Origin of the sequence: Stutzerimonas urumqiensis, from assembly GCF_003640395.1 — a bacterium.
GTDB lineage: Bacteria > Pseudomonadota > Gammaproteobacteria > Pseudomonadales > Pseudomonadaceae > Stutzerimonas > Stutzerimonas urumqiensis.
In genome coordinates this window covers 32,878-59,760 of the sequence record NZ_RBZQ01000003.1, presented here as the reverse complement: position 1 = coordinate 59,760, position 26,883 = coordinate 32,878, and the positions used below count along the sequence as shown (strand labels likewise).

Sequence of the window (26,883 nt, the reverse complement as noted above, 5' to 3'; positions counted from 1 at the left end):
GCCCCCGTCGATCGGCCATGCTCGCTCCAGCAGATGGAGAGACCGCCCCATGAAAGAAAGCCGTTCCGCCGCGACCGTCGCGTCCCATCCGGTCGAGGCCGACCCGCGCTGGCAGGCCTTGATCAGCCGCGATCCGCGCCACCAGGACGCCTTCGTCTATGCCGTCAAATCGACCGGGCTCTACGCTCGACCCGGCACGGCAACACGCCTGCCCCGCCCGGAAAACGTCGAGTTCTTCGCCTGTGCCGAGGCGGCCGAGGCCGCGGGTTACCGGCCTGGCAAGCGCGCCGCGCCGGCCCAGCGTGAAGCCGCGCAGGCCGAGGCGGTGGCGCGGGCCTGCCGGTTGATCGAGGCCAGCGAGCGCCTGCCGGGCCTGCCGGCGCTGGCCCGCGAGGCCAACCTGAGCCCGTACCACTTCCATCGCCTGTTCAAGACCGTGACCGGCCTGACCCCGCGTGCCTACGCCGCGGCGCACCGGGCACGGCGCCTGCGCGACGGGCTGGCGAGCGCGCCGTCGGTGACCGACGCGCTGTACGCGGCCGGCTTCGGCTCCAGCAGCCGGCTCTACGAAGCGGCCGACGGCCTGCTCGGCATGTCCCCGGCCGACTACCGCAGCGGCGGCGCGCGGCAGTCCATCCGCTTTGCCGCGGCGCAATGTGCGCTGGGTGCGATCGTCGTCGCCGAAAGCGAGCGCGGCGTCTGCGCCATCCTCCTTGGCGATGACCCGGAACTGTTGCTGCGCGACTTGCAGGACCGTTTCCCGCGGGCCGAGCTGGTCGGCGGCGATGCCGCGTTCGAGCAGCGTGTGGCGCAGGTGGTCGGCTTCGTCGAGGCGCCGGAGATCGGCCTGGCGCTGCCGCTGGACCTGCGCGGCACGGCCTTCCAGGAGCGCGTCTGGCAGGCGCTGCGCGAGATCCCGGCGGGACAGACCGTCAGTTACACCGAGATCGCCAACCGCATCGGCGCGCCGAAGGCCGTGCGTGCCGTGGCCCAGGCCTGCGGGGCCAACCGGCTGGCAGTGGCGGTGCCCTGTCACCGGGTGGTTCGCCATGACGGTGCCTTGTCGGGCTATCGCTGGGGTATCGAGCGCAAGCGGCTGCTGCTCGAGCGCGAGGCCGCGCGGCGCAGCGAGGCCGATGCCTGAACGCTGGGGAACGGTGCCGGAGCGACTCCGTCTGATGAAGGACCGCAGACGAACACCCAGACGAAGGAGCCGACGATGAAATTGCAGAACCGGGTGGCGCTGGTCACCGGCAGTTCCCAGGGCATCGGGCGCGGCATCGCGCTGCGTCTGGCCGAGGAGGGCGCGGATGTCGTGCTCAACGCGCGCGAGGAAGACGAGCAGGGGCGCGCGGCGCTCGAGGCGGTGCTGGCCACCGGCCGCCGCGCCTGCTACATCGCCGCCGATGTTTCGCGCGTCGACGACTGCCGCCGCCTGGTGGCCGAAGGCGTCGCCCGCATGGGGCGGCTCGACATCCTCGTCAACAACGCCGGCGTCCAGCGCCACGCCGCCTTTCTCGACGTCGAGGAAGCCGACTACGACCTCGTCATGCAGGTGAACCTCAAGGGCGCCTTCTTCGCCACCCAGGCTTTTGCCCGGCATCGCCGCGAGGTCGGCCAGGGCGGGCGGGTGATCAACAACAGTTCGGTGCACGAGCAACTGCCGTTTCCCAACTTCACCAGCTATTGCGCCAGCAAGGGCGGCATGAAGATGCTGATGCGCAACCTGGCGCTGGAACTCGCGCCGCTCGGGATCACCGTCAACAACGTCGCGCCCGGTGCCATCGAGACGCCGATCAACCGGACCCTGATGCAGCAGCCCGAAAAGCTCACCGCGCTGCTGGGTCAGATCCCGGCCGGGCGTCTCGGCCAGCCGCGCGACGTCGCCGGCGCCGTGGCCTTTCTGGCTTCCAACGAAGCCGACTACATCACCGGCGCGACCCTGGTGGTCGACGGCGGACTGCTCTGGAACTACAGCGAACAATGACCACGCACGAACCGATCGACGCGGCCTCCGACCGCGAGGTGGCCGGCATCAGCCCGGCCGACACGCTGACCCCCGCCGAGCGCTATCAGGAGTTGTTCGTCGCGGTGCAGATGGGCGGGGTGTTCGAAGACAGCAAGACCTTCGTCGACTGCGAGCCCAAGCGCCATCCCGAGCGCATTCTGGCGGACTACCGCGACCAGAGCGGCCGGCCGGGCTTTGATCTCAGGGCCTTCGTGCAGCGCAATTTCGATCGCTTCCGCATGGCGCCGAGCGATTTCGTCGCCGACCCGGATGCCAGCCTGATCGAGCACATCGATTCGCTCTGGCCGGTGCTGACGCGCGAGCCGCGGCGCCATCCGCCGCGCTCCTCGCTGCTGCCGCTGCCGTACCGCTACGTGGTCCCCGGCGGGCGCTTCACCGAGCTGTACTACTGGGATTCGTACTTCACCATGCTGGGCCTCGATGCCAGCGGCGAGTGCGAACTGCTGCGGGCGATGGCCGACAACTTCGCCTACCTGATCGACACCTACGGGCACGTGCCCAACGGCAACCGCACCTACTACCTCGGGCGTTCGCAGCCGCCGGTGTTCGCGCTGATGACCGACCTGTTCGACCTGCGCGGCATCCACCGTGCGACCGACTACCTGCCGCAACTGCACAAGGAGTACGCCTACTGGATGGACGGCGCCGACGGGCTGCGGCCCGGCGAGTGCTATCGCCGCTGCGTGTGCCTGGCTGACGGCGTGGTGCTCAATCGCTACTGGGACGATCGCGACACGCCGCGCGAGGAATCCTATCGGGAGGATGTGCACACCGCCGAAGAGAGCGATCGGCCGGCGCGGGAGGTCTACCGCGACCTGCGCGCCGGGGCCGAGTCGGGCTGGGACTTCAGCTCGCGCTGGCTGGCGGATCCGCACCGGCTGTCGACGATTCGCACCACCGCCATCGTGCCGATCGACCTCAACGCCTTGCTCTACAAGCTCGAGACGCAGATCGCCCGGCTCAGCGCGGTCAAGGGTCACGACGCCTGCGCCAAGCGCTTCGGCGAAAAGGCCGAGCGTCGTCGGCAGGCCATCGACCGCTACCTGTGGTGTGACGAGCACGGCGCCTATTTCGACTACGACTGGGCGCTCGGCCAGCCACGCGACAACCTGACCGCCGCGACCGTGGTGCCGCTGTACGTCAACCTCGCGAGCGCCGCGCAGGCGACGCGCATTGCCGACACCGTGCGCTACCGGCTGCTGGCACCGGGTGGGCTCTCGACCACCGAAGTCGCGGGCTCCGGCGAGCAGTGGGACCGGCCCAACGGTTGGGCGCCGTTGCAGTGGATGGCCATCCGCGGCTTCGAGCGCTACGGGCATCGCGACCTGTCGCGGGAGATCGAACACCGCTGGCTGACCATCGTCGCCGAGCTCTACCGGCACGAAGGCAAGCTGGTGGAGAAGTACGTGCTGCGCCCGACGGTCGAACATGCCGCCGGCGGCGAATACCCGTTGCAGGATGGCTTCGGCTGGACCAACGGCGTCACCCGCCAGCTGTTGGCCGAAGACCCGGCGCACGGCGCCGGCCAGTGCCGGGCCGCCTGCTCACGGCACGAGGACAGCCGCGGCCGTCAGCGATAGGGCGACAGCGCGCCGCCGAGGTCCAGCGCGCCGCGCTCGACGAAACGGTGCACGCCGAAGGCGCCGCCGGCCAGCTTGCCGCGCAGCACGTAGGGCAGCGGTTCGGTCGGGTCGAGGCTGCCGAGCGCGAACGCCTGCCGCGCCGCCGCGAAGGCGGAAACCGTCATCGGCACCCGGATCACCCGTTCGCCAAAGCGCGGCACCGTCCCGCTGGCATCGCTCACGCCGCTGGCCAGCGGCTGGCCGTTGACCTCCAGCTCCAGCGCCAGGCCGTCGTAGTCGACGGGCGTGGTGTTGGGGTTCTGCACCCGCAGCTCGACGGCCAGGCGCAGTTCGAGCCCCTCGCCGGGCAACGGCTCGATGCCGGCCACCTGCACGTTCAAAGGATCGCGCGAGCCGAACAGCGCGCAGCCGCCCAGCAGCAGGATGAACAGCCACAGCGGCAGGGCGCGCAGCAGGCGGATCGACGGTGAAAGGGACGATGGCATGGCGCAGCTCCTCGGGACCGGACAGGGCATTCGACACGTCGTCGCGCGATCCGCTCAACGCGGCCCGATATGGCTGAACTCGCCCTGCCGCCACGCCTCTGAACAGACAGGGGCGGCGTATTGCACGCGGCCGGTGAGCGACCGACGGGGGAGAGCCATGCGCATCCATCACCTGAACTGCGGCTGTATGTGTCCCCTCGGGGGCGCCTGGTTCGATGGCTTCAGCAAGGGGCTGACCGCGAGCCTGGTCTGTCATTGCCTGCTCATCGAGACCGAGGCCCACGGGCTGGTGCTGGTCGACACCGGCTTCGGGGCCTGCGACGTGCAGCGACCCCGCGAGCGGCTGAGTCCGTTCTTCATCGCCTTCAACAACATCCGGTTCGAGCACCGCTACACGGCGCTGGAACAGGTGCGCCAGCGCGGCTTCGACCCGGCCGACGTGCGCCATATCGTGCTGACGCACCTGGATTTCGACCATGCCGGCGGGCTGTCCGACTTCCCCAACGCGCAGGTGCACGTGCTGCAACGCGAGATCGACGCGGCGCGCCAGACGCACAGCCTGCTCGGGCGCAACCGTTATCGGCACCGGCAGTGGGAACACGTGCGGCATTGGCATTTCTACGAGCCCGGCGGCGATACCTGGTTCGGCTTCCAGACGGTGCAGGGGCTCGACGGGTTGCCGCCGGAGATCCTGCTGGTCCCGCTGACCGGCCATACCCACGGCCATGCCGGCGTGGCGATCGACACCGGCGCCGGCTGGCTGCTGCATGCCGGTGACGCCTACTTCTACCGCGACGAGGTGGGCCGAACGACGCGGCACTGCACGCCGGGCCTCAAGCTCTACCAACGGATGATGGAGGTCGATCGCACGGCGCGGCTGGCCAACCAGCACCGGCTCTGGACCCTGTCGATGGAGCACAAGCAGAAGGTCACGCTGTTCTGCAGCCACGACGCCCTGGAGCTGGAGCGTATGCAAGCGGGTGAAATGTCGGGCGACGCATCGCAGCAGGCGCCGGCCGAGAGTACGCGGCACGATGGATAAGGCGCTCGCCGCGGTCCGCTGGATCGGGCTGGTCAGCAGCGCCCTGGCGTCCATCGCCTTCCTGGGGCTTGGCAACTACAACATGGCCGGCCTGATGGGCTCGCTGGCGGTGCTGTCGCTGGTCAACATCCGCCGCAAGCGTCGCGCCCGACCGACCGACGCGGACAATACCCGGACCTTCTAGACCCGGACCTTCTAGGCGGCCGGCTCATCCGGCAGCGAGACGACACCGCGGCCCAGCTCGAGTACCCGACCGCCGACCCGGATGCCATGCGGCGGTTCGATGTCCAGGAGCAGGGTGCAGGGCCGGTCGATCTGCGCGCCCTGACGAATGCGCAGCGAACGGGCGGCATGACCGTGCGCCAGCAGCCAGCCGCCGAGGTTGGCGCAGGCCGACCCGGTGCCCGGGTCCTCGACTACGTCGCTGCCGCGCGTCGTGAAGAAGAAGCGGGCATCCACCTCGGTGCGCCCATCGACACTGTCGCCGAGCGCGAACACATAACCGGTGCGGCTCTCCAGGCTCGACAGCGGCCACTGCGCCATGCGGGTCGAGTCCGGCTGGGCGCGTTCCACCGCCTGGCGCGTGCGCACGGGGATCAGCAGCTGGTCGGCGCCGGTATCGACCCAGCAGGGCGCGGCGGCGAGGTCGCCTTCATCGAGGCCGAGCAAGGCGGCGACGGCCGCGGCCGGCAGGTCGACCGGACGCAGCGTCGGCACCTGGTCGACCGGAGCGGTGAAGGTGCGCACCGAGCCGTCGCATTCCACCGGCACCACGCCGACCGCGAATTCCAGCTGCGCCCGTCGGCCAGGCGCCACCACCTCGGCGGTCCCCAGCGTCGGATGGCCGGCAAAGCGCATCTCGTAGCCGGGCGCGAAGATCCGCACCCGCGCATCGGCCCGGTCGCTGGGCAGCACGAAGGTGGTTTCCGAGAGGTTGGAACTGCCGCGCCAAGGCCAGCATTTCCGCATCGCTCAGGCCGCGCGCATCCTCGAACACGCAGAGCGGATTGCCGCCGAAGGTCGATTCGGCGAAGACGTTGAGCAGGCGATAGCGGTACTGGCGCATGGGTGGCTCCGGGCGGCGAGGGCTGCCTGCACTCTAGCCCAGCGCCGTGCGGGTGGTGCGGTACAGCGGCGCGCGAGAACTGTTGCAGCCGTCGGTGGTGCAAACCCGGCGGGACGGCGTTTGGCCAATGGCATCGGCTGGCGCCTTCTGCGATAGTGACCGGCCGGCTCACCCGCCGGCCCGGCGCCGCTCACGAGGCGTTCGCCCTCCCGACGCCACCCTGCCACCGAGCCACCCCCTCGGACCCGGCGTCCCCCGTCTTGCGTCTATCCGGCGCGCCGGCAGCTCACTCCGCTGCCTCGGGTCTGCCGTGCGCCTGCCGGCCCACGGTCGTTCATACAACAAGACTGGATCCACAAGGACGCCCCATGAAACTGACTCGCTTCTTCGCGGCACTGGCCGCTGCCACCGCGCTGACCGCCGCCGCGTCGGCCCAGGCGCGCGAATACTCCGTCTCCACCGTGCTGTCCGATGCCTTCCCCTGGGGGCAGGCGGCGCAGAAGTGGGCCGATCTGGTCAACGAACGCTCCGAGGGCCGCATCACCCTGCGCGTCTATCCGAACGCCCAGCTGGTCGCCGGGGACCAGACCAAGGAGTTCTCCGCCATGCGTTCCGGCCTGATCGACATGGCCGTCGGCTCGACCATCAACTGGTCGCCGCAGGTGCCGGAACTGAACCTCTTCTCGCTGCCGTTCCTGATGCAGAACAGCGCCGACCTGGACGCCATCACCGGTGGCAAGCCCGGCGAAATGGCCTTCGCCGCCATCGACAAGCGCGGCATCGTCCCGCTGGCCTGGGGCGAGAACGGCTTCCGGGAACTCTCCAACTCGGTTCGCCCGATCCAGACGCCGGCCGATCTCGCCGGGCTGAAGATTCGCGTGGTCGGCTCGCCGCTGTTCCAGGACACCTTCACCGCGCTGGGCGCCAACCCGACGCAGATGAGCTGGGCCGACGCCAAGCCGGCGCTGACCACCGGCGCCGTCGACGGGCAGGAGAACCCGCTGTCGGTGTTCGACGTGGCGCGCATCGACCAGGTCGGCCAGAAGCACCTGACGCTCTGGCACTACATGGCTGATCCGCTGATCTTCGCGGTCAACCAGCGCGTCTGGAAGGGCCTGCCCGAAGCGGACCGCGAACTGCTGCGCCAGGCCGCGATCGACGCCGGCGAGTGGGAGATCGAACTGTCCCGTTCGCTGGAAGCCAAGCGACTGGACGATATCCGCGCCCGTGGCGTCGAGGTGGCCGAGCTGACCGACGCGCAGCGCCAGGCGTTCAGCGATGCGACCGCTTCGGTCCGCGAACAGTGGACGCCGAAGATCGGCGAAGAACTGGTCGAAGCGGCCCGCCAGGCCATCGCCCAGCCGTGAGCAGTACCCGGTGGTCGGCCACCGGGACACGAGGTCAATCATGAGCAACAAACCGGATGCGCGCCTCGAGCGCGCACTGGCGACGCTGGCGCTGGTCATCATCGGGGTGATCAGCCTGGCCAACGTCGTCGTTCGTTATTTCACCGACGCCTCCTTCGCCTTCACCGAGGAGCTGTCGGTCTTCCTCCTGGTCGTGCTGACCTTCGCCGGCGCCTCGGTGGCGCTGCGCAGTAACCGGCACATCCGTATCGGCCTGATCGAGCGGCTGTTTCCGCGGCTGCGCATGCCGCTGATTCTGCTGCAATGGCTTGCAGCCGCCTTGGTACTGGGGCTGGTGATCTGGTACGGCGCGCAATTTGCGCTGGAAGAGTATCAGTGGGAATCAGAGTCGCCAGGCCTGGGCCTGCCGAACTGGTGGTACGTGGTGTGGCTGCCCCTGCTGTCGCTGGCGATGCTGGTGCGCTTGACGCAGATGACCCTCGACCGGCTGCGCGGGAGGCTGTCCGATGAGCCCTGACCTCTGGATGCTGCTGAGCTTTCTCGCGCTGCTGGTGCTGGGTGTGCCGGTGGCCTTCGCACTGGGGCTGTCCGGTGCGATCGGCATTCTGGCTGGGCTGACGCCGGACATGCTCGCCACGCTGGGCACCAACACCTTCAACGGCGTGGCGAAGTACCCGCTGATCGCCATTCCGCTGTTCATCCTGACGGGGCTGGTGTTCGAGAAGTCCGGCGTGGCGCTGCGTCTGGTGCGCTTCGCCCAGGCCTTGATCGGCCCGCGACACGGCGGGCTGGCGCTGGTGGCGGTGCTGGTGTGCCTGATCATGGGCGGCATGAGCGGCTCCGGCCCGGCGGATGCTGCGGCGGTGGCGATGGTGATGATCCCGAGCATGACCAAGGCCGGCTATCCGAAGCCGTTCTCGGCGACGCTGATCGCGGCCTCGGCGTCGACCGCCATCCTGATTCCGCCGTCGATCGCGCTGATCCTCTATTCGATCGTGGTGCCCGGCGTCGACCTGCGCGCGCTGTTCGCCGCCGGCCTGTTCCCCGGCATCCTCGCGGGCCTGGTGCTGCTGGTGCCGGCCTGGCTGCTGTCGCGCCGCTATGGCTGGGAATCGCCCGAAGGGGTCGAGCGGCCGCCGCTGGGCGAGAGCTTCCGGCAGGCGTTGCCGGCGCTGTTCGCGCCGGTGCTGATCCTCGGCGGCCTGCGCAGCGGCCTGTTCACCCCGACGGAAGCCGCGGTAGCCGGCGTCGCCTACGGCGTGGCGATCGGCCTGTTCGTCACCCGCGAGCTGGACTGGCGCAGCCTGTGGCGCCTGTGCGGCGAGGCGGCGGTGGTCTCGGGTGTGGTCATGCTGATCATCGCGCTGGCCGGCATCTTCGCCTGGGCCGGCACCCTGCTCGGCACCTTCCGCCATCTGGCCGAGTGGATGATCTCGCTGTCCGACGACGGCGCCGTGCTGCTCCTGCTGGTGATGATCGCCGTGCTGCTGGCGGGGATGCTGCTCGATGCCATCTCGATCTACCTGATCCTGATGCCGATCCTCATCCCGGTGATGCAGCACTTCGGCTGGAATCCGGTGTGGTTCGGCATCCTGCTGGCGATGAACATCGCCATCGGCCAGTTCACCCCGCCGGTGGCGATCAACCTGATGGTCACGACCGAGGTGGCGAAGATCCGGCTGGAGCAGACCATCGGCTGGGCCTGCCTGTTCGTCGTGACGATGGGCTGCGCGCTGCTGCTGGTGGCGCTGTTCCCCGAGATCGCCCTGTGGCTGCCGAGGGTGCTGGGTTACGCGGTCTGATCGAGTCGGTGGCGCCGGCCTGACGGGCGCCACCGAGGAACCCCGCGGCCAGGGTCGGGTCGATCTTTTAGAGGCCAATTCGGGCCAAGCAGACCTGACGGAGACCTACATGGACATCATCCGCATCATCATCGCGATCCTGTTGCCACCCTTGGGCGTCTTCCTGCAAGTGGGCCTGGGCGGCGCCTTCTGGCTCAACATCCTGCTGACGATCCTCGGCTACATCCCGGGGATCATCCACGCGGTCTGGGTGATCGCCAAGCGCTGACACCTGAGCTTCGGCACCGAATAGCCCGGCATTGATGCCGGGCTTTTTTGTGCTCGGGCGGCACGCCCTGTATCTTCCTGCGGTTCGATCTGGCGCGAAGGGAACCTCTTTCGCGCTAAACACTCAAGATTTCCCGGAAAACGTCCGCGGCGCCCGCCGCGCACCCGCCTTGCGGGCCGGAAAGGACAGCCGATGAGCGAAACCACTCAAGAACAACAGTTCCAGCGCATCCTGAACCGCAACGTCGCCGTCCCGCTGGGGTTCGGCTTCCTGAGCGCATTCTTCTTCTGCGCCATCGTCTATTACCTGCTGAACGTCAGCCACTGGGTCGAGCGCTCGGTACAGGGCGTGGCGGTCGGTCATGAGACGTTCAAACTGCTGATCGACCTGGAAACCGGCATGCGCGGTTACCTCATCGCCGGCGACGAGCGCTTTCTCCAACCCTACGAAGTCGGCCTGCCGCAAGTGCGTGCGGGGCTGGACGAGTTGGAGCGCTTTGCCGGAGACGACCCGGCGCAGCAGCAGCGCATCCGCCAGATTCGCGCGCTGCACCTGCGCTGGGTGGATTACGCGCAGGAGGCCATCGAGCGCCGCCGCAACGGCCTGCCCATCGTCGAGTACGTGCAATCGGGCCGGGGCCGCGCGCTGGTGACCGAGATGCGCGACTTGCTGTCCGAGTTCATCGCGACTGAGCGCAAGGTGCGGGCGCAGCGCAGCGACACCTCGGAAACCGTCAGCACGTTGCTGATCGGCAGCTTCCTGCTGTTCAGCCTGATTTTCAGCGGCCTGCTGGTCATCTCGGGGCGGCGGGACCTGATGATGCTGTCGCGCACCTACCGCGACGCCCTGGAGAAGCAGGAAGCGCATGCCCGCGATCTCGAGGCGCAGGCCTGGTACCGCGTCGGCCAACAACAGCTGAGCGAGGCGATCATCGGCGAACTGTCGTTGCCGGTGCTGGGGCAGAGCGTGCTGGGCTTCCTGTCGCGTTACCTCGGGATCGTCGCCGGGGCGCTGTACGTGATGCGCGACGGCCAGCTCAAGCGGGCGGCCGAGTTCGGCTACGACAACGAACAGCGCGAGCAGAACCAGACCCTCGCGCTTGGCGAAGGGCTGATCGGGCAGACCGCGCTGGAACGGCGGCAGATGGTGCTGGACAACCTGCCGCAGGGGTACCTGAAAGTTAGTTCGGCGCTGGGCGAGAGCCCGTCGCGCTCGGTGATGATCGTGCCGATCGAAGACAGCGGCGTACTCAACGGCGTGATCGAACTGGGGTTCCTGCGGCCGCTGAGCGAGCGCGATGGCGAGCTGCTCGCGCGCATCGCCCCGAGCATCGGTTCGGCGATCGAAGCCGCGCGTTACCGCCAGCGCTTGCAGCAGATGCTCGCCGAGACCCAGCAGCTCAACGAGGAATTGCAGGTCCAGCAGGAGGAACTGCGCGCCGCCAACGAGGAGCTGGAAGAGCAGTCCAACGCGCTGCGCGAATCGCAGGCCCACCTGGAAGAGCAGCAGGCCGAGCTGGAACAGACCAACGAACAGCTTGCCGAGCACACCCGCATCCTCGCGCATCAGCGCGACGAGCTGGACCGCAACAACGAGCGGCTGCGCGAGGCCCAGCTGATGCTCGAGGAACGCGCCGAGCAGTTGGAACGTGCCAGCCAGTACAAATCCGAATTCCTCGCCAACATGTCCCACGAGCTGCGCACGCCGCTGAACAGTTCGCTGATCCTGGCCAAGCTGCTGGCTGACAACAGCGACGGCAATCTCTCGCCCGGCCAGGTGCAATACGCCGAGTCGATCTATGCGGCCGGCAACGACCTGCTCACGCTGATCAACGATATCCTCGACATCGCCAAGGTGGAGGCGGGGAAGCTGGAGGTGCATCCCGAGCCGATGCAGCTGACGCGTCTGGTCGAAGGCGTGCGGCGGTTGTTCACTCCCGTGGCGATGGAGCGCGGGCTGGCGTTCGAGGTCACGCTGGACGACGCCTCGCCGGCGACCCTGTTCACCGATCGCCAGCGATTGGAGCAGATCCTCAAGAACCTGCTGTCCAACGCCTTCAAGTTCACCGAGCAGGGCCATGTCCGGCTGCATGTGGCGCCGGCGGCGGGCGGGCAGGTCGCCTTCCATGTCAGCGACACGGGCATCGGCATCGCCGAGGACCAGTTGCCGATGGTCTTCGAAGCGTTCCGCCAGGCCGACGGCACCACCAACCGCCGCTATGGCGGCACCGGGCTGGGCCTGTCGATCTCGCGCGAGCTGGCCGGCCTGCTCGGCGGCGGCATCGAGGCGCAGAGTCGCCCGGGTGAGGGCAGCACCTTCACGCTGCTGTTGCCGCCGCGCTATTCGGCGCCGGCCGACGAGCCGGAGCGATTGACCCCGCCGGCCCCGCCGATCGAAAGCCGCCTGCCCGCGCCGGTCATCAGCGCGCCGGCCGAGGTCGCTCAACCTGAAGCGCCGCAGCGAATCGACCGGGATGGCGGTCTGGCCGATGACCGCGATGGCTACCCCTTCGAACGCTGCGTGCTGGTCGTCGAGGACGAGCCGCAGTTTGCGCGCATCCTCTATGACCTGGCGCACGAGCTCAGCTACAGCTGCCTGCTGGCGCAGAGCGCCGACGAGGGCTTCGACACGGCCGTGCGCTATCGGCCGGACGCGATCCTGCTCGATATGCGCCTGCCGGATCACTCGGGCCTGACCGTGCTGGAGCGCCTGAAGGAAACCCCCGAGACCCGCCACATACCGGTGCACATCGTGTCGGTCGAAGACCGCAAGGAAGCCGCGCTGCACATGGGCGCCGTCGGCTATGCGCTCAAGCCCACCACGCGCGACGACCTCAAGGCGGTGTTCGGCCGGCTCGAGGCGAAGCTGGCGCAGAAGGTCAAGCGCATCCTGCTGGTCGAGGACGATGCCCGCCAGCGCGAGAGCGTGTCGCGGCTGATCGACGACGTCGATGTCGAGATCACGGCGGTCGAGTTTGGCGAGCAAGCCCTGGCGAGGCTGCGTGAAACCGTCTTCGACTGCATGATCATCGACCTCAAGCTGCCGGACATGGACGGCAATGCGCTGCTCGAACGCATGGCGCAGGAGGACATCTGCTCCTTCCCGCCCGTGATCGTCTACACCGGGCGCAACCTGACGCGCGATGAGGAAGCGGAGCTGATGAAGTACTCGCGCTCGATCATCATCAAGGGCGCACGCTCGCCCGAGCGGCTGCTCGACGAGGTGACGCTGTTCCTGCACAAGGTCGAGTCGGACATGCCGCCCGAGCGGCAGAAGATGCTGAAAAGCGCGCGAAGCCGGGAGAAGGCCTTCGAGGGTCGGAAGATTCTGGTGGTGGATGACGATGTGCGTAACGTCTTCGCGCTGACCAGTGCGCTGGAGCAGAAGGGCGCACGGGTGGAGATCGCCCGCAACGGGCATGAAGCGCTGAGCCGCCTGGATACGCAGCGCGACATCGACCTGGTGCTGATGGACATCATGATGCCGGAGATGGACGGCTTCACCGCGACCCGGGAGATTCGCAAGATTCAGCGGCTGAAGAAGCTGCCGATCATCGCGGTGACCGCCAAGGCCATGAAGGACGACCAGCAGCGCTGCCTGGAGGCGGGCGCCAACGATTACCTGGCCAAGCCGATTGATCTGGACCGTCTGTTCTCGCTGATCCGGGTGTGGTTGCCGAAGGTGGAGCTGCTGTAAATGGCTGTCAGCCCTGTCGAAGTCGAGCTGAAACTGCTGGTCGAAGCGATCTACCATCGCTACAGCTATGACTTCCGCGACTATTCCGGCGCGTCGCTCAAGCGCCGGGTGCTGTTGTCGTTGCGGCATATCGGCTGCGAGTCGGTCGGTGCGCTGCAGCGGCGCATCCTCGACGATCCGCAGGCGTTCATGGAGCTGCTGCAGTACCTGACGATCCCGGTGACGGAGATGTTTCGCGACCCTGGCTACTACCGGGCGCTACGCGAGCACGTCGTGCCGGTGCTGCGGACCTACCCGTCGCTGAAAATCTGGGTCGCCGGATGCAGCACGGGAGAAGAGGTGTATTCGCTGGCCATCCTGCTGCACGAGGAGGGCCTGCTGGAGCGCTCGATGCTCTATGCCACCGACATCAACCCGCGATCGCTCGAGCGCGCCCGCGAAGGCATCTTCGACATGCGCCACGTGCGCGCCTACACGCTCAACTACCAGCAGGCGGGCGGCACGGCGAGCTTCGCCGACTACTACACGGCGGCCTATGACTCGGTGCTGCTCGACCGCTCGCTGCGCAGCCGCGTGACCTTCGCCGACCATAGCCTGGCGACCGACAGCGTGTTTTCCGAGACGCACCTGATCTCCTGTCGCAACGTGCTGATCTATTTCAACAAGGGCTTGCAGAACCGGGCGCTCGGGCTATTCCATGAGTCGCTCTGCCGACGCGGATTCCTGGGCCTCGGCAGCAAGGAAACGGTCGAATTCTCCGCCAGCGCGGAGCGCTTCGAGCCCTTCGTGAAGCCGGAACGGATCTTTCGCAAGCTATGAACCTGCCTGCCAACGCACCTCGCCATATCGATGCGATCGCCATCGGCACCTCGGCCGGCGGCCTCGAGGCGTTGTCCGTGCTGGTCAGCGGGCTCGAGGCCGGTTTCCGGCTGCCGTTGCTGGTGGTGCAGCACGTGCCGCCGTCCGGGCCGACGCAGCTTGCCGAAATCTTCCAGCGCAAGACCGGCCTGCGGGTCAAGGAAGCGGACGAAAAGGAGCCGATCGAAGGCGGCACGCTCTATTTCGCCCCGCCGGGCTATCACCTGCTGGTCGAGCAGGACCGGACGCTGTCCTTGAGCCAGGACGAGCCGGTGCATTTTTCCCGGCCGTCGATCGACGTCCTGTTCGAATCGGCGGCCGACGCCTGGGGCTCGGCCGTCGCCGGCGTTCTGCTGACCGGTGCCAACGAAGATGGCGCCGCCGGGCTGGAAGCCATTCACCTGGCCGGCGGCCTGACCGTCGTGCAGGACCCGGCCGAAGCGGAGATCGACACCATGCCACGGGCGGCACTGCAGCGTTTCACGCCCGATCACGTCCTGCCCTTGCGCCGCATTGCGCAGTTGCTGCGCTCACTGGAGTGACCATGTTCGAACGAGATGATGAGGCGAACCTGCTGATCGTCGATGACTTGCCGGAGAACCTGCTGGCGCTGGATGCGCTGTTGCAGCGCAGCGGCATCCGCGTGCACAAGGCCGAGTCGGCGGAGGCGGCGCTGGAACTGCTGCTCGCGCATGAGTTCGCCTTGGCCATCCTGGACGTGCAGATGCCCGGCATGGACGGCTTTCAGCTCGCCGAGCTGATGCGCGGAACCGAGCGCACCAAGCACATCCCGATCGTCTTCGTCAGCGCCGCCGGCCGCGAACTCAACTACGCCTTCAAGGGCTACGAAAGCGGTGCGGTGGACTTCATGCAGAAGCCGCTCGATCCGCACACGGTCCGCAGCAAGGTCAGCGTGTTCGTCGATCTGTACCGCAACCGCAAGCGGCTGGACCGTCAGCTCGAAGCGCTGGAGCGCAGCCGTCGCGAGCAGGAAGTCTTGCTCGACGAGCTGCGTCATACCCAGGCCGAGCTGGAGCAGGCCGTGCGCATGCGCGACGACTTCATGTCCATCGTCTCGCACGAACTGAAGACGCCGCTCAATACGCTCATCCTTGAGGTGCAACTGCGCAAGCTGCAGCTCGGCAAGGCGGATTTCCAGCCCTACGGCCGCGAGCAGCTGCAACGCATGGTCGACAAGGATGAACGCCAGATTCAGAGCCTGATCCGCCTGATCGACGACATGCTCGACGTGTCGCGCATCCGCACCGGCAAGCTGTCGATTCGCCCGCAGCGGGTCGACATCGGCCAGCTGGTCGCCACCGTCGTCGAAAGCTTCGCACCGCAGATGGCAGCGCGCGGCTGCGAGTTGACCTTCGAGCCGCCACCGCCGATCACGGGCGTATGGGACGCCTTTCGCATCGAACAGGTGCTGGCGAACCTGCTGACCAACGCGCTGCGTTATGGCGCCGGCAAGCCGGTGGCCGTGTGCGTCCGCGAACTGCCCGGCGAGGTCTGCATCGCCGTACGCGACCAGGGCATCGGTATCAGCCCTGCCAACCTGCAACGCATCTTCTGCCAGTTCGAGCGCGCCGAAGGCAGCGAGCTGAGCGCGGGCCTCGGCCTCGGGCTGTTCATCGCCGAACAGATCGTGAAGGCGCATGGCGGACGCATCCAGGTCCAGAGCGAGGAGGGCAAGGGCGCCTGTTTCAGCGTGATCCTGCCATTGACGCCCGCCTGAGCCGGCTGGCTCTTGCGGGGTCGTCGGCGTAGGCTTCAGCGGCGCCGGCCGGGCGGCCGGGCCAACGAAGGACTGTCATGGAATTCACGCTCGATCCCTCGCTTCTGTTGCTTCTCGGCGGTGTCGCCTTCCTGGCCGGTTTCATCGATACGCTGGCCGGCGGCGGCGGGCTGATCACCATCCCGGCCCTGATGCTGGCGCAGTTGCCGCCGATTCATGCGCTGGCGACGAACAAGCTGCAAGGCACGTTCGGCAGCCTCACCGCCACCCTCACGCTGCTGCGCAAACGACAGATGACCTTTGCCGAGGTACGTACCGCCTGCATCGCGTCCTTCACCGGCGCTGCATTCGGCGCGCTGGTCGTGCAATTCATCGATGCGTCCGCATTGGCGGTGCTGATTCCGTTCGTGCTCGGCTTCATTGCCCTCTACTTCCTCCTGGCGCCGAGCGCAGGCGACATCGAGCGACGCCCTCGACTGGGCAGCCGTGCTCATACCGGCATCGTCGTGCCAGTGATCGGCTTTTACGATGGATTCTTCGGGCCGGGTACCGGCTCGTTCTTCTCGCTCAGCGAAGTCGCCCTGCGCGGCCGCACGCTCATTCGCGCCACGGCCCACGCCAAAGCGATGAACTTCGCCAGCAATGCCGCCTCTCTGATGGTGTTCCTGCTGGGCGGCAAGATCATCTGGCTGGTCGGCCTGACGATGGGACTGGGCCAGCTCCTCGGCGCCTACCTGGGCTCCCTCGCCGTCATCGGCGGCGGCGCGCGCCTGATCCGACCGGTGATCGTACTGGTGTGCTTCGCCATGATCGGTCGCTACCTGTACCAGGCGGGATACTTCTGAGGCAGTGCTGCTTGCTTGCGGCACGACGAACGCACGCATGCAAATAGCCTGGAAAGCGGAAGTAGCGAAGTCCAACCGAGATAAGCGCTCAGGCGCTGAATAGATGGTGGGCCCACACGGACTCGAACCGTGGACCAAAGGATTATGAGTCCTCTGCTCTAACCAACTGAGCTATAGGCCCCCAGAAGGCTGGCGGATTATACCGGCGAGGGCAGGGGGCGCCAACCGAGGTCTCGGTGTAATCGGCGCCTTAAAACGAAGAACCCCGGCCAAGGCCGGGGTTCTTCGTTGCGGATGCTGCCTTATTCGTCCAGGAACGAGCGCAGGTGCTCGCTGCGGGTCGGATGGCGCAGCTTGCGCAGGGCCTTGGCTTCGATCTGACGGATACGTTCGCGTGTGACATCGAACTGCTTGCCGACTTCCTCAAGGGTGTGGTCGGTGTTCATGTCGATGCCGAAACGCATACGCAGGACCTTGGCTTCACGGGCGGTAAGGCCGGCCAGGACTTCACGAGTCGCTTCCTTGAGGCTTTCCACGGTGGCTACGTCGATCGGGGACTGCATGGTGCTGTCCTCGATGAAGTCACCCAGGTGCGAATCCTCGTCGTCGCCGATCGGCGTCTCCATGGAGATCGGCTCCTTGGCGATCTTGAGCACCTTGCGGATCTTGTCCTCGGGCATCTCCATGCGTTCGCCAAGCTCTTCCGGCGTCGGCTCGCGACCCATTTCCTGCAGCATCTGCCGGGAAATACGGTTGAGCTTGTTGATCGTCTCGATCATGTGCACCGGGATGCGGATGGTGCGGGCCTGGTCAGCGATCGAGCGGGTGATCGCCTGGCGAATCCACCAGGTGGCGTACGTCGAAAACTTGTAGCCGCGGCGGTATTCGAACTTGTCCACTGCCTTCATCAGGCCGATGTTGCCTTCCTGGATCAGGTCGAGGAACTGCAGGCCGCGGTTGGTGTACTTCTTGGCGATGGAGATCACCAGGCGCAGGTTGGCCTCGACCATCTCCTTCTTGGCGCGGCGGGCCTTCGCCTCGCCGATGGACATGCGACGGTTGATGTCCTTGATGTCGGCGATGGCGAGACGGCAGTCGCTCTCGAGGGCGGTCAGCTTTTCCTGCGCCTGGCGAATTTCGCCCTTGAGGTTGCCGATCGCTTCCGCGTACTTGCTCTTGCCGCTGGCCAGTTGGTCGGCCCAGCCGAGGTCGGTCTCATGGCCGGGGAACAGGCGCAGGAAATCGGCACGCGGCATGCGAGCGTCGCGCACGCAGATCTGCATGATGGCGCGCTCTTGCTGGCGAATCTGGGCCAGGGAACCGCGTACGCGTTCGACCAGCGCGTCGTACTGTTTGGGCACGAGCTTGATCGGCATGAACAGTTCGGCCAGCGCCTGCAGTTCGGCGGTGGCTTGCTTGCTGGCACGGCCATGCTTGCTCAGCGCCTTGTTGGCCTTTTCGAGCTGATCGGCGACTGCACCGAAGCGCTGCCGCGCGATCTCCGGGTCCGGCCCGCCGTCGCCTTCTTCTTCCTCGGAATCGGAGTCGGATTCCTCTTCGTCCTCTTCCTTGTCGTCACTCTTGGGCTTGGCAGCAGCCTGCGGCGCGACCGGCTCGACCTCTTGCGGGGCCGCGGCGCCATCGTCGTCCGGATCGATGTAGCCGCTGAGCACGTCGGAAAGCCGGCCACCTTCGGTGGTGACGCGGTTGTATTCGGACAGGATGCTGTCGACGGTGCCCGGGAAGTGAGCGATAGCGCTCATGACTTCACGGATGCCTTCTTCGATGCGCTTGGCGATCTCGATTTCGCCTTCGCGGGTCAGCAGTTCGACGGTGCCCATCTCGCGCATGTACATGCGCACCGGGTCAGTCGTGCGGCCAATGTCGGTTTCCACCGCCGCGAGCGCAGCGGCAGCTTCCTCGGCCGCGGCTTCGTCGGTATCCGCTTCGGCCAGGAGCAGGGCGTCGGCATCCGGGGCAGCCTCGAATACGTTGATGCCCATGTCATTGATCATGCGGATGATGTCTTCCACCTGCTCCGGATCGGAAATATCCTCTGGCAGGTGGTCGTTGACCTCGGCGTAAGTCAGGTATCCCTGCTCACGGCCACGCTGGATCAACTCTTTGAGACGAGATTGCTGTTGCGCTTTTCCGGACATATAACCCTATCCAACTGAAGGTTCTGGCGGGCTGAAAATAAGCTGAGCATTATAGCCCAGAAGCGACCTCACGCGCCAGTTGAGGTCGGTGTAGCAGGTGTCGCATCGCGACTGAGCAGGGCGCGCAGGCGGTCTTTTTCCTCTGCGCTGAGTTCATCTTGACGTGCCTTGCGAAGCAGGCGTTCGAGGCTGCGTTCGCGTTGTCGTGCGGCAAGTCTAGTTATGGTGTCGAAAAACTGCTGTTCAAGGTTATCGGCAGAGATCAGCCATTCTTTTGCGGCCAGTGCTCGAAGAAGGCGCCCCTGGTCGGTGCCATGCCAGCGAGCCAGCAATTGCAGCGTGCGCAGCTTCGGATTCTTTTGCAGCGTGCCGAGCAGGGCGATGAGCAGCTGGGTGTAGGTATCGTCTTCTTCGGCGAACTGGCTGACGTCTTCGACGCGTTGAGCAAGCTCCGGGTGGTGCAGCAAGGTGCGCAGGGTGGTCAGCGTCGGAGGCTCGACGGGTGCCGGCGTTCGTGGACTCCGGGGCGCACGGTCAGCGGATTTTCGTCCACCCTTGGCTCGGTCGTCCTGCTTCCAGCTGCCCTTCTTCCGCTCCTGCTGGTAGCTGGGCTGCGGGGCGGAAAATTCCTCCAGGCCATGATCATGGGCAGGCAGGCTGTCGTAGTAGCCGCTATCGTCGGGTGCCGACGCGGGTGCTGATTGAGTGGCGCTGATCTCCTGCAAGGCCTGCGGATTGAGGCCGGTCAGCTCCGTGAGGCGTTGCCGCATCAATGCGCGCAAATTCGCCCCCGGAATCTTTTCGATCAGCGGTGCGGCGAGCGTCGCCAGGTGCGCCTTGCCTTCGAGCGAGCGGGGATCGGCCTCATCGCTCAATTGCTGGAAGAAATAATCGGCAAGTGGCTGCGCCTGCTGTTGAAGACGTGCGCGAAAGGCATCAGGCCCCTCGGCGCGCACCAGGGTATCGGGGTCTTCTCCTTCGGGAAGAAAGAGAAAGCGCGCCCGGCGCCCATCCTGCAGGTTCGGCAGGGTCGCTTCGAGGGCGCGCCAGGCGGCTTTGCGTCCGGCATTGTCGCCGTCGAAGCAAAACACGACGCTCGGTACCAGGCGGTACAGGCGCTTGAGGTGTTCTTCGCTGGTCGAGGTGCCGAGCGTCGCGACCGCATTGCGCAAACCCTGTTGCGCCAGTGCGATCACGTCCATGTAGCCCTCGACCACGAGAATTTCATCGAGGTCGCGGTTGTTCTGGCGGGCCTCGTAAAGACCGTAGAGCTCCTGCCCCTTGTGGAAGACCGGTGTCTCGGGCGAGTTGAGGTACTTGGGCTTGTCGTCGCCGAGGACGCGGCCGCCGAAGGCGATTATGCGTCCGCGGGTGTCTCGAATCGGGAACATCACGCGATCGCGAAAGCGGTCGTAACGCTTGCCCGAGTCGGTGTTCTCGATCAGTAGGCCGGCGTCGATCATGGCCTTCTGCTGCAATGCATCGCCACCCATGTGCTTGAGCAGATGATCCCAGCCGGGCGGTGCGAAGCCGAGACCGAAATCCCGTGCGATCACGCCGGTCAGTCCGCGTCCCTTGAGATAGTCCACGGCGGCCTTGCGGCTGGGGTGACTTTTGAGGGCCTGTCGATAGTAATCGGCGGCTGCGGCGAGCAGCGGGTAGAGCGGCGAGTCGACAGGCTGGCGTGGCTTGCTGCGGCCGCTCGCTTCTTCTCTGGGCACCTCGAGGCCGACACGGCGAGCGAGATCATCGACCGCCTGGGGGAAGTCCAGGTGGTCGTGATCCATCACGAAGCCCAATGCATTGCCGCCGGCACCGCAACCGAAGCAGTAATAGAACTGCTTGTCCGGGCTCACGCTGAACGATGGCGTCTTCTCGTTATGAAAGGGGCAGCGGGCGACATAGTTCTTCCCGGCCTTCTTCAGCTGAATGCGCGACCCGACCACTTCGACGATGTCGGAGCGATTGAGCAGGTCGTCGATGAAAGACTGTGGAATCAGGCCAGCCATGATCAGCAGGTGCTCGAATGACCGAGAGAGGCATCATCCATCGCTGCGTCTCGATAGAAAAGCGGATGCTCGCGTAGATGAGGAAGGCTGGTTGCCAGCGCTGGCAGGCCGTTCAACCTGCATTTGTGGCAGACACAAACGTCAAAGCCCGGCATGTGCCGGGCCTGGATCGCATCAGCGGTACTGAATCAGTACAGGCGGACGCTACGGCGCTGTTCGCGCTGAACCTTCTTGGCGTGACGCTTGACGGCGGCAGCGGCCTTGCGCTTGCGCTCGGCGGTCGGCTTCTCGTAGAACTCGCGGCTACGGACTTCGGCCAGGACGCCGGCCTTTTCGCAGGAGCGCTTGAAGCGACGCAGGGCTACGTCGAAGGGTTCATTTTCTTTGACTTTGACAGCGGGCATCCAGAACGTACCTTCACTTGATTACCGGTGGCAACGCGCTTTGGCGGAACACTCACAAGCACGCTGGTTTTTAAGGGTTGCGGATGTTAACCCCTGAGAGGCCCGTTTGCAAAGTCTGGCGAAGGAAACCGCTGGCCGGTCGCGGGAAGCTGGCAGTAGTATGCGCGGCTTGTTTTGATCGAGGTTCGGCTCATGTTGGTGTTGGGGCTTGAAACGTCCTGCGACGAGACCGGCGTCGCGCTCTACGACAGCGAACGCGGCCTGCTGGCCGACGCACTGTTCAGCCAGATCGACCTGCACCGCATCTATGGCGGAGTCGTGCCGGAGCTGGCCTCGCGCGATCACGTCAAGCGCATGTTGCCGTTGATCCGGCAGGTGCTGGCCGAGGCCGGCCGGCAATCGACGGACATCGACGCCGTTGCCTATACCTCCGGCCCGGGGCTGGTCGGCGCGCTGCTGGTCGGCGCGTCCTGTGCCCAGGCGCTGGCACTGGCGTGGGGCATTCCGGCGGTCGGTGTGCATCATATGGAAGGCCACCTGCTGGCGCCGATGCTCGAAGCCACGCCGCCGTCCTTTCCGTTCGTCGCCTTGCTGGTTTCCGGCGGTCACACGCAGCTGGTCGAAGTGAGCGGCATCGGCCGATACCGGCTGCTCGGCGAGTCCGTCGACGACGCGGCGGGCGAGGCGTTCGACAAGACCGCGAAGCTTCTGGGCCTCGGCTATCCCGGCGGGCCGGAAATCGCCCGGCTGGCCGAACGTGGCACGCCGAGTCGCTTTCGCTTCCCCCGGCCGATGACGGATCGACCGGGGCTCGACTTCAGCTTCAGCGGGTTGAAGACGTTCACCCTCACCACCTGGCAGCAATGCGTCGCAGCCGGGGATGACTCCGAGCAGACGCGTTGCGACATCGCCCTGGCCTTCGAGCAGGCGGTGGTCGAGACGCTCACGATCAAGTGCCGTCGCGCGTTGAAACAGGTCGGGCTAAGCCAGCTGGTGATCGCCGGTGGGGTTAGCGCGAACCGGGCGTTGCGGCGTTCGCTCGAGGCGGCACTTGGCGAAATCGGCGGTCAGGTGCACTACGCGCGACCCCGGTTCTGCACCGATAACGGCGCCATGATCGCCTACGCCGGTTGCCAGCGGCTGGTCGCCGGCCAGCAGGATGGGCCGGCCATCGAAGTGCATGCACGCTGGCCGATGGAGAGCCTGCCTGCGCTGTAGTCGATGCCGCATTCAGAAATGCCGTTCCCGGCCCGCCAGCAGGTCTCGCAGATTGCCTCGGTGACGCCAGACGATGAGGCTCGCCAGGAGGCTGATCGGCAGCAGGATGGCCGGACGCTGCCAGGCGATCAGCGGCAGGCACAGTGGCAGCGCTATCAGCACGGCGAGCGAGCTGGTGCGGGTCAGGGCTATCACCAGCACCCAGATGGCTATCGCCAGGGCGGCCGCCGCGGGGTAGAGCGCGAGCAGGGCGCCCGCGGCGGTCGCGACACCCTTGCCGCCTCGAAAGCGGAAGTAGACCGGGAACAGGTGACCGATCACGGCGGCGAGCCCGATCCACGCCTGCAGCGTCAGCGGCATGTGCAGGGCGGCGGCGATGAGAACCGCAAAGGCGCCCTTGCAGGCGTCGCCGATCAGCGTGCCTATCGCCAGCCGGCGACCGGCGAGGCGCAGCATGTTGGTCGCGCCGGGATTGCCCGAGCCGGCGCCACGAGGGTCAGCGATGCCGGCGATACGGCTGAGCAGGATGGCGAACGACAGCGAGCCCAGCAGGTAGGCGAGCAGCAGCAGCGGCCAGAACATAGAATGCATCGTGGGCTCCCTGGTGGTCAGCGCCTCAGCCCCCGGCGCCGTGGAGAATGTAGCGTGGATAAGGTGTTCATCGAAGGGCTGGAAGTCGACACGGTCATCGGCGCGTACGACTGGGAGCGCGGCATTCGCCAATGCCTGCGCCTCGATCTGACCTTCGGCTGGGACATCCGGCCCGCCGCGGCGGACGACCTGCTGGACAAGGCGCTCGATTACGCAGCGGTTGCCGCGGTCATCGACCGGTTCGCCCAGGCGGCGCGCTTCGAACTGGTGGAAACCTTTGCCGAACGGCTGGCCGCCGAGCTGATGGAGACTTTCGGCATCCCCTGGATGCGCTTGCGTGTGACCAAGCCGGGCGTACACCCGCGCGCGCGCGGCATGGGCGTCGAGATCGAGCGATCCTCCTCATGACGCCCGTCCTGCTGGGGCTTGGCAGTAACATCGACCGTGAGCGGCACCTGAGCGCCGGGCTCGATGCGCTTGCCGGCCTGCTGACCGACATGCGCTGCTCGCCCGTGTTCGAAAGCCAGGCCGTCGGCATTCGCAGCGGGAATTTCTACAACCTGGTGGTCGCCGGGCAGACCGACTTGCCGCTGCTGGAAATCGATCGCCGGCTCAAGTTCATCGAAGCCGACAACGGGCGCTATGCGCCGGAGCGCAAGGGCCTGCCGCTGGATATCGATGTCCTGCTCTACGGCGATCAGGTGGGCACCTTCAATGGCCTGGTGTTGCCGCGGCCGGAAATACTGCGCAACGCGTTCGTGCTCTGGCCGCTGGCCTTGATCGCGCCGGCGCAGCGCCATCCGGCGGTTGACCGTACGTTCGCTGAACTCTGGCGGGACGCGCGGATCGACCAGCAGCTCTGGCCGGTCGCGTTCGAATGGCGTGGTCAGCCACTCACGCCGCAGGGGCTGCTGCTTTCCCTGTCATGACGGGTGAGGCCAGGCGGCGCGGTGCTCGGCCAGCGTGGCAAGACGTGCCTGATTGATCGCCTCGCCCAGCGCGGCACCTTGATAGCCGGCTTCGATCAGCGGTCTTGGCTGAACGCTTCGAACCGCTTGCGCGGCACTGCGCAGATAGGCGGCCTGAGCGAAGGCATCGGCGCGGCGACTGCCATGGGCGCGGGCGTCCATCTCGCACACGGCGATGAAATGCTCGAACCGTTCGGGGCGGCGATAGACATCGAAACGCTGCAACAGACCTAGCAACGCCTCGGCCGGCAATGCCAGCGCGCGGACCGCCAGGCCGTGGAATTCGCCCGCCAGCAGCGCCAGCTCCTGGCAGTCGCGCGGTGGATTGGTGCTCTCGTTGATGCGAGCGATAGCGACCAACCCGCCATCAGAGCTCGCATCGGCGTCGGTGGCGGCCGGTGCGCTGGCCAAGCCGAGCAGCAGGCACGCCCAGCGCACGGCCAATGGCTGCTCGCTCCGTGCGCTTTGCCGCAACACCTCGAGCGTGTGGTCTCCATCGCCGCTGACCAGCAGCCGTTCGACGTCGGGCAGCAGCTCGGCCAGGGCGCCGCAATCATGCAGGACCTGAATGAACACCTCGGGGCGAGGCTCCAGCAGCGCGCGGGAAATTTCCTTCCAGGCGCGTTCGGGCGTGAGGTCGCGCAGTTCGCCGGACTCGGCCAGCTGGCGCATCAGCGCCTGGGTTTCATCGGCCACGCGAAAGCCAAGGTCCGCGTAGCGAGCGGCGAAGCGCGCCACCCGCAACACGCGCAGCGGATCTTCGGCGAACGCGTCGGAGACATGGCGCAACAGCCGGCTGTCGAGGTCCTGTTGGCCGCCGTAGGGGTCGATGATTTGGCCGTCGTCGTCCTCGGCCATCGCATTGATGGTCAGGTCGCGGCGGATCAGGTCCTGCTCGAGCGTGACGTCAGGGCTGGCGTAGAAGGTGAAACCACCATAGCCCCGACCGCTCTTGCGCTCGGTACGGGCCAGCGCGTACTCCTCGCCGGTCGCTGAATGCAGGAACACCGGGAAGTCCGCGCCAACCGGGCGAAAGCCCTGGCTCAGCATGTCATCAGGGGTGGCGCCGACCACCACGTAGTCGACTTCGGTGACCGGACGGCCCAGCAGGCGGTCGCGTACGGCGCCGCCAACCTTGTAGATGTTCATGGCTTATCCTCCAGACGCCGAAGGATAAGCCAAAGCGGCTGCCAGGATGCCGTTCAGATCGGCGGGATCGACAGGTCCAGCCGGGGGTAGTGGCTGTCGGCGCCCTCAGGACGGGGCGGCATGTGGTGCGTCGCGGCGATCTGGTCGTCCTGCATCGATTCGAGGTGCACATCGAAACCCCAGAGGCGGTGCAGGTGCTTGAGCACGTCCTCGGTCGATTCGCCCAGCGGTTTGCGGTCGTGCTGCTGGTGGCGCAGCGTCAGCGAGCGGTCTCCGCGACGGTTCACGCTCCAGATCTGTACGTTGGGTTCGCGGTTGCCCAGGTTGTACTGAGCGGCGAGCAGCTCGCGGATGGTGCGATAGCCGTCCTCGTCGTGGATGGCCGGTACCAGCAGCTCGTCCCGGTGATCGTCGTCGAGGATGCTGAACAGCTTGAGGTCGCGGATGACCTTGGGCGACAGGAACTGCTGGATGAAGCTCTCGTCCTTGAAGTTGCTCATGGCGAACTTGACCGTGGACAGCCAGTCGCTGCCGGCCATGTCCGGGAACCAGCGCCTGTCTTCCTCGGTGGGGTTCTCGCAGATGCGGCGAATGTCCTGGAACATCGCGAAGCCGAGGGTGTAGGGGTTGATGCCGCTGTAGTACGGGCTGTCGAACCCCGGCTGGAAGATCACGCTCGTGTGCGACTGGAGGAATTCCATCATGAAGCCGTCGGTCACCAGGCCTTCGTCGTACAGGTCGTTGAGCAGCGTGTAGTGCCAGAAGGTGGCCCAGCCCTCGTTCATGACCTGCGTCTGGCGCTGGGGATAGAAGTACTGGGCGATCTTGCGCACGATGCGCACGACCTCGCGCTGCCAGGGTTCGAGCAGTGGAGCGTGCTTTTCGATGAAGTAGAGGATGTTTTCCTGCGGTTCGGCGGGGAAGCGCCGGCTTTCGTCGGGGTCGTCCGGCCGCTCGTTCAGCTTCGGGATGGTGCGCCACAGGTCGTTGAGCTGGCGTTGCAGGTGTTCTTCGCGCTCCTTCTGGCGACGGCGTTCTTCCTCGGCGGAAATCGGATACGGCCGCCGGTAGCGGTCGACGCCATAGTTCATCAGCGCGTGGCAGGAATCGATGAGGTCTTCCACCGCCGAGATGCCGTGCCGTTCCTCGCACTCGGCGATGTACTGCTTGGCGAAGACCAGGTAGTCGATGATCGAGCTGGCGTCCGTCCAGGTGCGGAACAGGTAGTTGCCCTTGAAGAAGCTGTTGTGCCCGTAGCAGGCATGGGCGATGACCAGCGCCTGCATGGTCATGGTGTTTTCTTCCATGAGGTAGGCGATGCACGGATCGGAATTGATGACGATCTCGTAGGCCAGCCCCATCTGGCCGCGCTTGTAGTGTTTTTCGGTGTGCAGGAACTGCTTGCCGTATGACCAGTGGTGATAGCCCAGCGGCATGCCGACCGAGGCATAGGCGTCCATCATCTGTTCGGCCGTGATGACCTCGATCTGGTTGGGGTAGGTGTCCAGCGCATAGCGCTCGGCGATGCGGCCGATCTCCCGGTCGTAGGTTCGGATCAGCTCGAAGGTCCATTCCGATTCGGTCGATATTGGCTGTCGCTTCATAC

Annotated in this window: 25 protein-coding genes and 1 tRNA gene; 17 read left to right on the top strand and 9 right to left on the bottom strand. The window is 66.3% G+C overall.

What is annotated here, in order from left to right; genetic code table 11:
- Positions 1–49: 49 nt before the first annotated feature.
- The 3 genes from ada to treF all read left to right on the top strand — a co-directional run bounded on the left by ada (position 50) and on the right by treF (position 3,609).
- Complete coding sequence (gene ada, locus D7325_RS06315; RefSeq protein ID WP_120994706.1) at positions 50–1,144, top strand: bifunctional DNA-binding transcriptional regulator/O6-methylguanine-DNA methyltransferase Ada; 1,095 nt, start codon at positions 50–52, stop codon at positions 1,142–1,144.
- A 75-nt stretch (positions 1,145–1,219) separates the two neighbouring features.
- Positions 1,220–1,987 carry an SDR family NAD(P)-dependent oxidoreductase gene (locus tag D7325_RS06310; RefSeq protein WP_120994705.1) on the top strand — a complete coding sequence of 256 codons (768 nt, stop codon included), beginning with the start codon at positions 1,220–1,222 and terminating at the stop codon, positions 1,985–1,987.
- A complete protein-coding gene (gene treF, locus D7325_RS06305) occupies positions 1,984–3,609 on the top strand; it encodes an alpha,alpha-trehalase TreF (protein WP_120994704.1) in 1,626 nt (541 codons plus the stop codon). Before D7325_RS06310 ends, treF begins: the two co-directional genes overlap by 4 nt.
- On the opposite strand, the gene D7325_RS06300 is transcribed toward treF, so the two are convergent.
- On the bottom strand, positions 3,600–4,097 hold the full coding sequence (locus D7325_RS06300; RefSeq protein ID WP_120994703.1) for an LEA/WHy family protein: 498 nt from the start codon (positions 4,095–4,097) through the stop codon (positions 3,600–3,602). The two genes, treF and D7325_RS06300, sit on opposite strands and share 10 nt — an antisense overlap.
- 157 nt (positions 4,098–4,254) lie before the next feature.
- On the opposite strand from D7325_RS06300, the gene D7325_RS06295 reads away from it, so the two are divergent.
- Both D7325_RS06295 and D7325_RS06290 read left to right on the top strand, forming a co-directional pair.
- Positions 4,255–5,139 carry an MBL fold metallo-hydrolase gene (locus tag D7325_RS06295; RefSeq protein ID WP_120994702.1) on the top strand — a complete coding sequence of 295 codons (885 nt, stop codon included), beginning with the start codon at positions 4,255–4,257 and terminating at the stop codon, positions 5,137–5,139.
- Entirely contained in the window at positions 5,132–5,323 is a 192-nt protein-coding gene (locus D7325_RS06290; RefSeq protein WP_120994701.1) for a hypothetical protein, read from the top strand. The genes D7325_RS06295 and D7325_RS06290 overlap by 8 nt, the downstream gene beginning before the upstream one ends.
- A gap of 11 nt (positions 5,324–5,334) precedes the next feature.
- Here the strand turns inward: D7325_RS06290 and D7325_RS06285 are convergent, their stop codons facing one another.
- The gene (locus tag D7325_RS06285) at positions 5,335–6,108 is read right to left on the bottom strand and encodes a PhzF family phenazine biosynthesis protein (protein WP_281273493.1); all 774 of its coding nucleotides are present in this window, start codon (positions 6,106–6,108) and stop codon (positions 5,335–5,337) included.
- A gap of 465 nt (positions 6,109–6,573) precedes the next feature.
- Between D7325_RS06285 and D7325_RS06280 the strand changes: the two genes are divergently transcribed.
- The 9 genes from D7325_RS06280 (at position 6,574) to D7325_RS06240 (ending at position 16,779) form a co-directional block, all read left to right on the top strand.
- On the top strand, positions 6,574–7,572 hold the full coding sequence (locus tag D7325_RS06280; RefSeq protein WP_120994700.1) for a DctP family TRAP transporter solute-binding subunit: 999 nt from the start codon (positions 6,574–6,576) through the stop codon (positions 7,570–7,572).
- A gap of 40 nt (positions 7,573–7,612) precedes the next feature.
- Positions 7,613–8,089 carry a TRAP transporter small permease gene (locus D7325_RS06275; RefSeq protein ID WP_120994699.1) on the top strand — a complete coding sequence of 159 codons (477 nt, stop codon included), beginning with the start codon at positions 7,613–7,615 and terminating at the stop codon, positions 8,087–8,089.
- Positions 8,079–9,374, top strand: coding sequence for a TRAP transporter large permease (locus tag D7325_RS06270; protein ID WP_120994698.1), 1,296 nt, complete (start codon positions 8,079–8,081; stop codon positions 9,372–9,374). Before D7325_RS06275 ends, D7325_RS06270 begins: the two co-directional genes overlap by 11 nt.
- A gap of 109 nt (positions 9,375–9,483) precedes the next feature.
- Positions 9,484–9,642, top strand: coding sequence for a YqaE/Pmp3 family membrane protein (locus D7325_RS06265; RefSeq protein ID WP_120994697.1), 159 nt, complete (start codon positions 9,484–9,486; stop codon positions 9,640–9,642).
- Between the two features lie 192 nt (positions 9,643–9,834).
- Positions 9,835–13,338, top strand: a complete 3,504-nt coding sequence (locus D7325_RS06260) for a response regulator (RefSeq protein ID WP_120994696.1) — start codon at positions 9,835–9,837, stop codon at positions 13,336–13,338.
- Positions 13,339–14,157 carry a CheR family methyltransferase gene (locus tag D7325_RS06255; protein WP_120994695.1) on the top strand — a complete coding sequence of 273 codons (819 nt, stop codon included), beginning with the start codon at positions 13,339–13,341 and terminating at the stop codon, positions 14,155–14,157.
- Positions 14,154–14,738, top strand: a complete 585-nt coding sequence (locus tag D7325_RS06250; protein WP_120994694.1) for a chemotaxis protein CheB — start codon at positions 14,154–14,156, stop codon at positions 14,736–14,738. Before D7325_RS06255 ends, D7325_RS06250 begins: the two co-directional genes overlap by 4 nt.
- A gap of 2 nt (positions 14,739–14,740) precedes the next feature.
- On the top strand, positions 14,741–15,934 hold the full coding sequence (locus tag D7325_RS06245; protein WP_120994693.1) for a hybrid sensor histidine kinase/response regulator: 1,194 nt from the start codon (positions 14,741–14,743) through the stop codon (positions 15,932–15,934).
- A 77-nt stretch (positions 15,935–16,011) separates the two neighbouring features.
- Positions 16,012–16,779, top strand: coding sequence for a TSUP family transporter (locus tag D7325_RS06240; RefSeq protein ID WP_120994692.1), 768 nt, complete (start codon positions 16,012–16,014; stop codon positions 16,777–16,779).
- A 104-nt stretch (positions 16,780–16,883) separates the two neighbouring features.
- Here D7325_RS06240 and D7325_RS06235 read toward each other — a convergent pair.
- The 4 genes from D7325_RS06235 to rpsU all read right to left on the bottom strand — a co-directional run bounded on the left by D7325_RS06235 (position 16,884) and on the right by rpsU (position 21,351).
- Positions 16,884–16,960 (bottom strand) — tRNA-Ile (locus tag D7325_RS06235).
- A gap of 121 nt (positions 16,961–17,081) precedes the next feature.
- Positions 17,082–18,938, bottom strand: coding sequence for an RNA polymerase sigma factor RpoD (gene rpoD / locus D7325_RS06230; protein ID WP_120994691.1), 1,857 nt, complete (start codon positions 18,936–18,938; stop codon positions 17,082–17,084).
- Between the two features lie 68 nt (positions 18,939–19,006).
- Positions 19,007–20,947, bottom strand: coding sequence for a DNA primase (gene dnaG, locus D7325_RS06225; RefSeq protein ID WP_120994690.1), 1,941 nt, complete (start codon positions 20,945–20,947; stop codon positions 19,007–19,009).
- A gap of 188 nt (positions 20,948–21,135) precedes the next feature.
- Complete coding sequence (gene rpsU / locus D7325_RS06220) at positions 21,136–21,351, bottom strand: 30S ribosomal protein S21 (RefSeq protein WP_003290642.1); 216 nt, start codon at positions 21,349–21,351, stop codon at positions 21,136–21,138.
- 192 nt (positions 21,352–21,543) lie between these two features.
- Between rpsU and tsaD the strand changes: the two genes are divergently transcribed.
- On the top strand, positions 21,544–22,569 hold the full coding sequence (gene tsaD / locus D7325_RS06215) for a tRNA (adenosine(37)-N6)-threonylcarbamoyltransferase complex transferase subunit TsaD (protein WP_120994689.1): 1,026 nt from the start codon (positions 21,544–21,546) through the stop codon (positions 22,567–22,569).
- Positions 22,570–22,581: 12 nt separating this feature from the next.
- On the opposite strand, the gene plsY is transcribed toward tsaD, so the two are convergent.
- Entirely contained in the window at positions 22,582–23,151 is a 570-nt protein-coding gene (gene plsY / locus D7325_RS06210; protein ID WP_120994688.1) for a glycerol-3-phosphate 1-O-acyltransferase PlsY, read from the bottom strand.
- Positions 23,152–23,214: 63 nt separating this feature from the next.
- On the opposite strand from plsY, the gene folB reads away from it, so the two are divergent.
- Positions 23,215–23,568 (top strand): dihydroneopterin aldolase, encoded by a 354-nt coding sequence (gene folB, locus D7325_RS06205; protein ID WP_120994687.1) that lies wholly within the window; start codon positions 23,215–23,217, stop codon positions 23,566–23,568.
- Positions 23,565–24,089 carry a 2-amino-4-hydroxy-6-hydroxymethyldihydropteridine diphosphokinase gene (gene folK, locus D7325_RS06200; protein ID WP_120994686.1) on the top strand — a complete coding sequence of 175 codons (525 nt, stop codon included), beginning with the start codon at positions 23,565–23,567 and terminating at the stop codon, positions 24,087–24,089. The genes folB and folK overlap by 4 nt, the downstream gene beginning before the upstream one ends.
- On the opposite strand, the gene D7325_RS06195 is transcribed toward folK, so the two are convergent.
- Complete coding sequence (locus tag D7325_RS06195; protein WP_120994685.1) at positions 24,084–25,277, bottom strand: multifunctional CCA addition/repair protein; 1,194 nt, start codon at positions 25,275–25,277, stop codon at positions 24,084–24,086. The two genes, folK and D7325_RS06195, sit on opposite strands and share 6 nt — an antisense overlap.
- A 53-nt stretch (positions 25,278–25,330) precedes the next feature.
- Positions 25,331–26,881, bottom strand: a complete 1,551-nt coding sequence (locus tag D7325_RS06190; protein ID WP_120994684.1) for a SpoVR family protein — start codon at positions 26,879–26,881, stop codon at positions 25,331–25,333.
- Between the last annotated feature and the right edge of the window lie 2 nt (positions 26,882–26,883).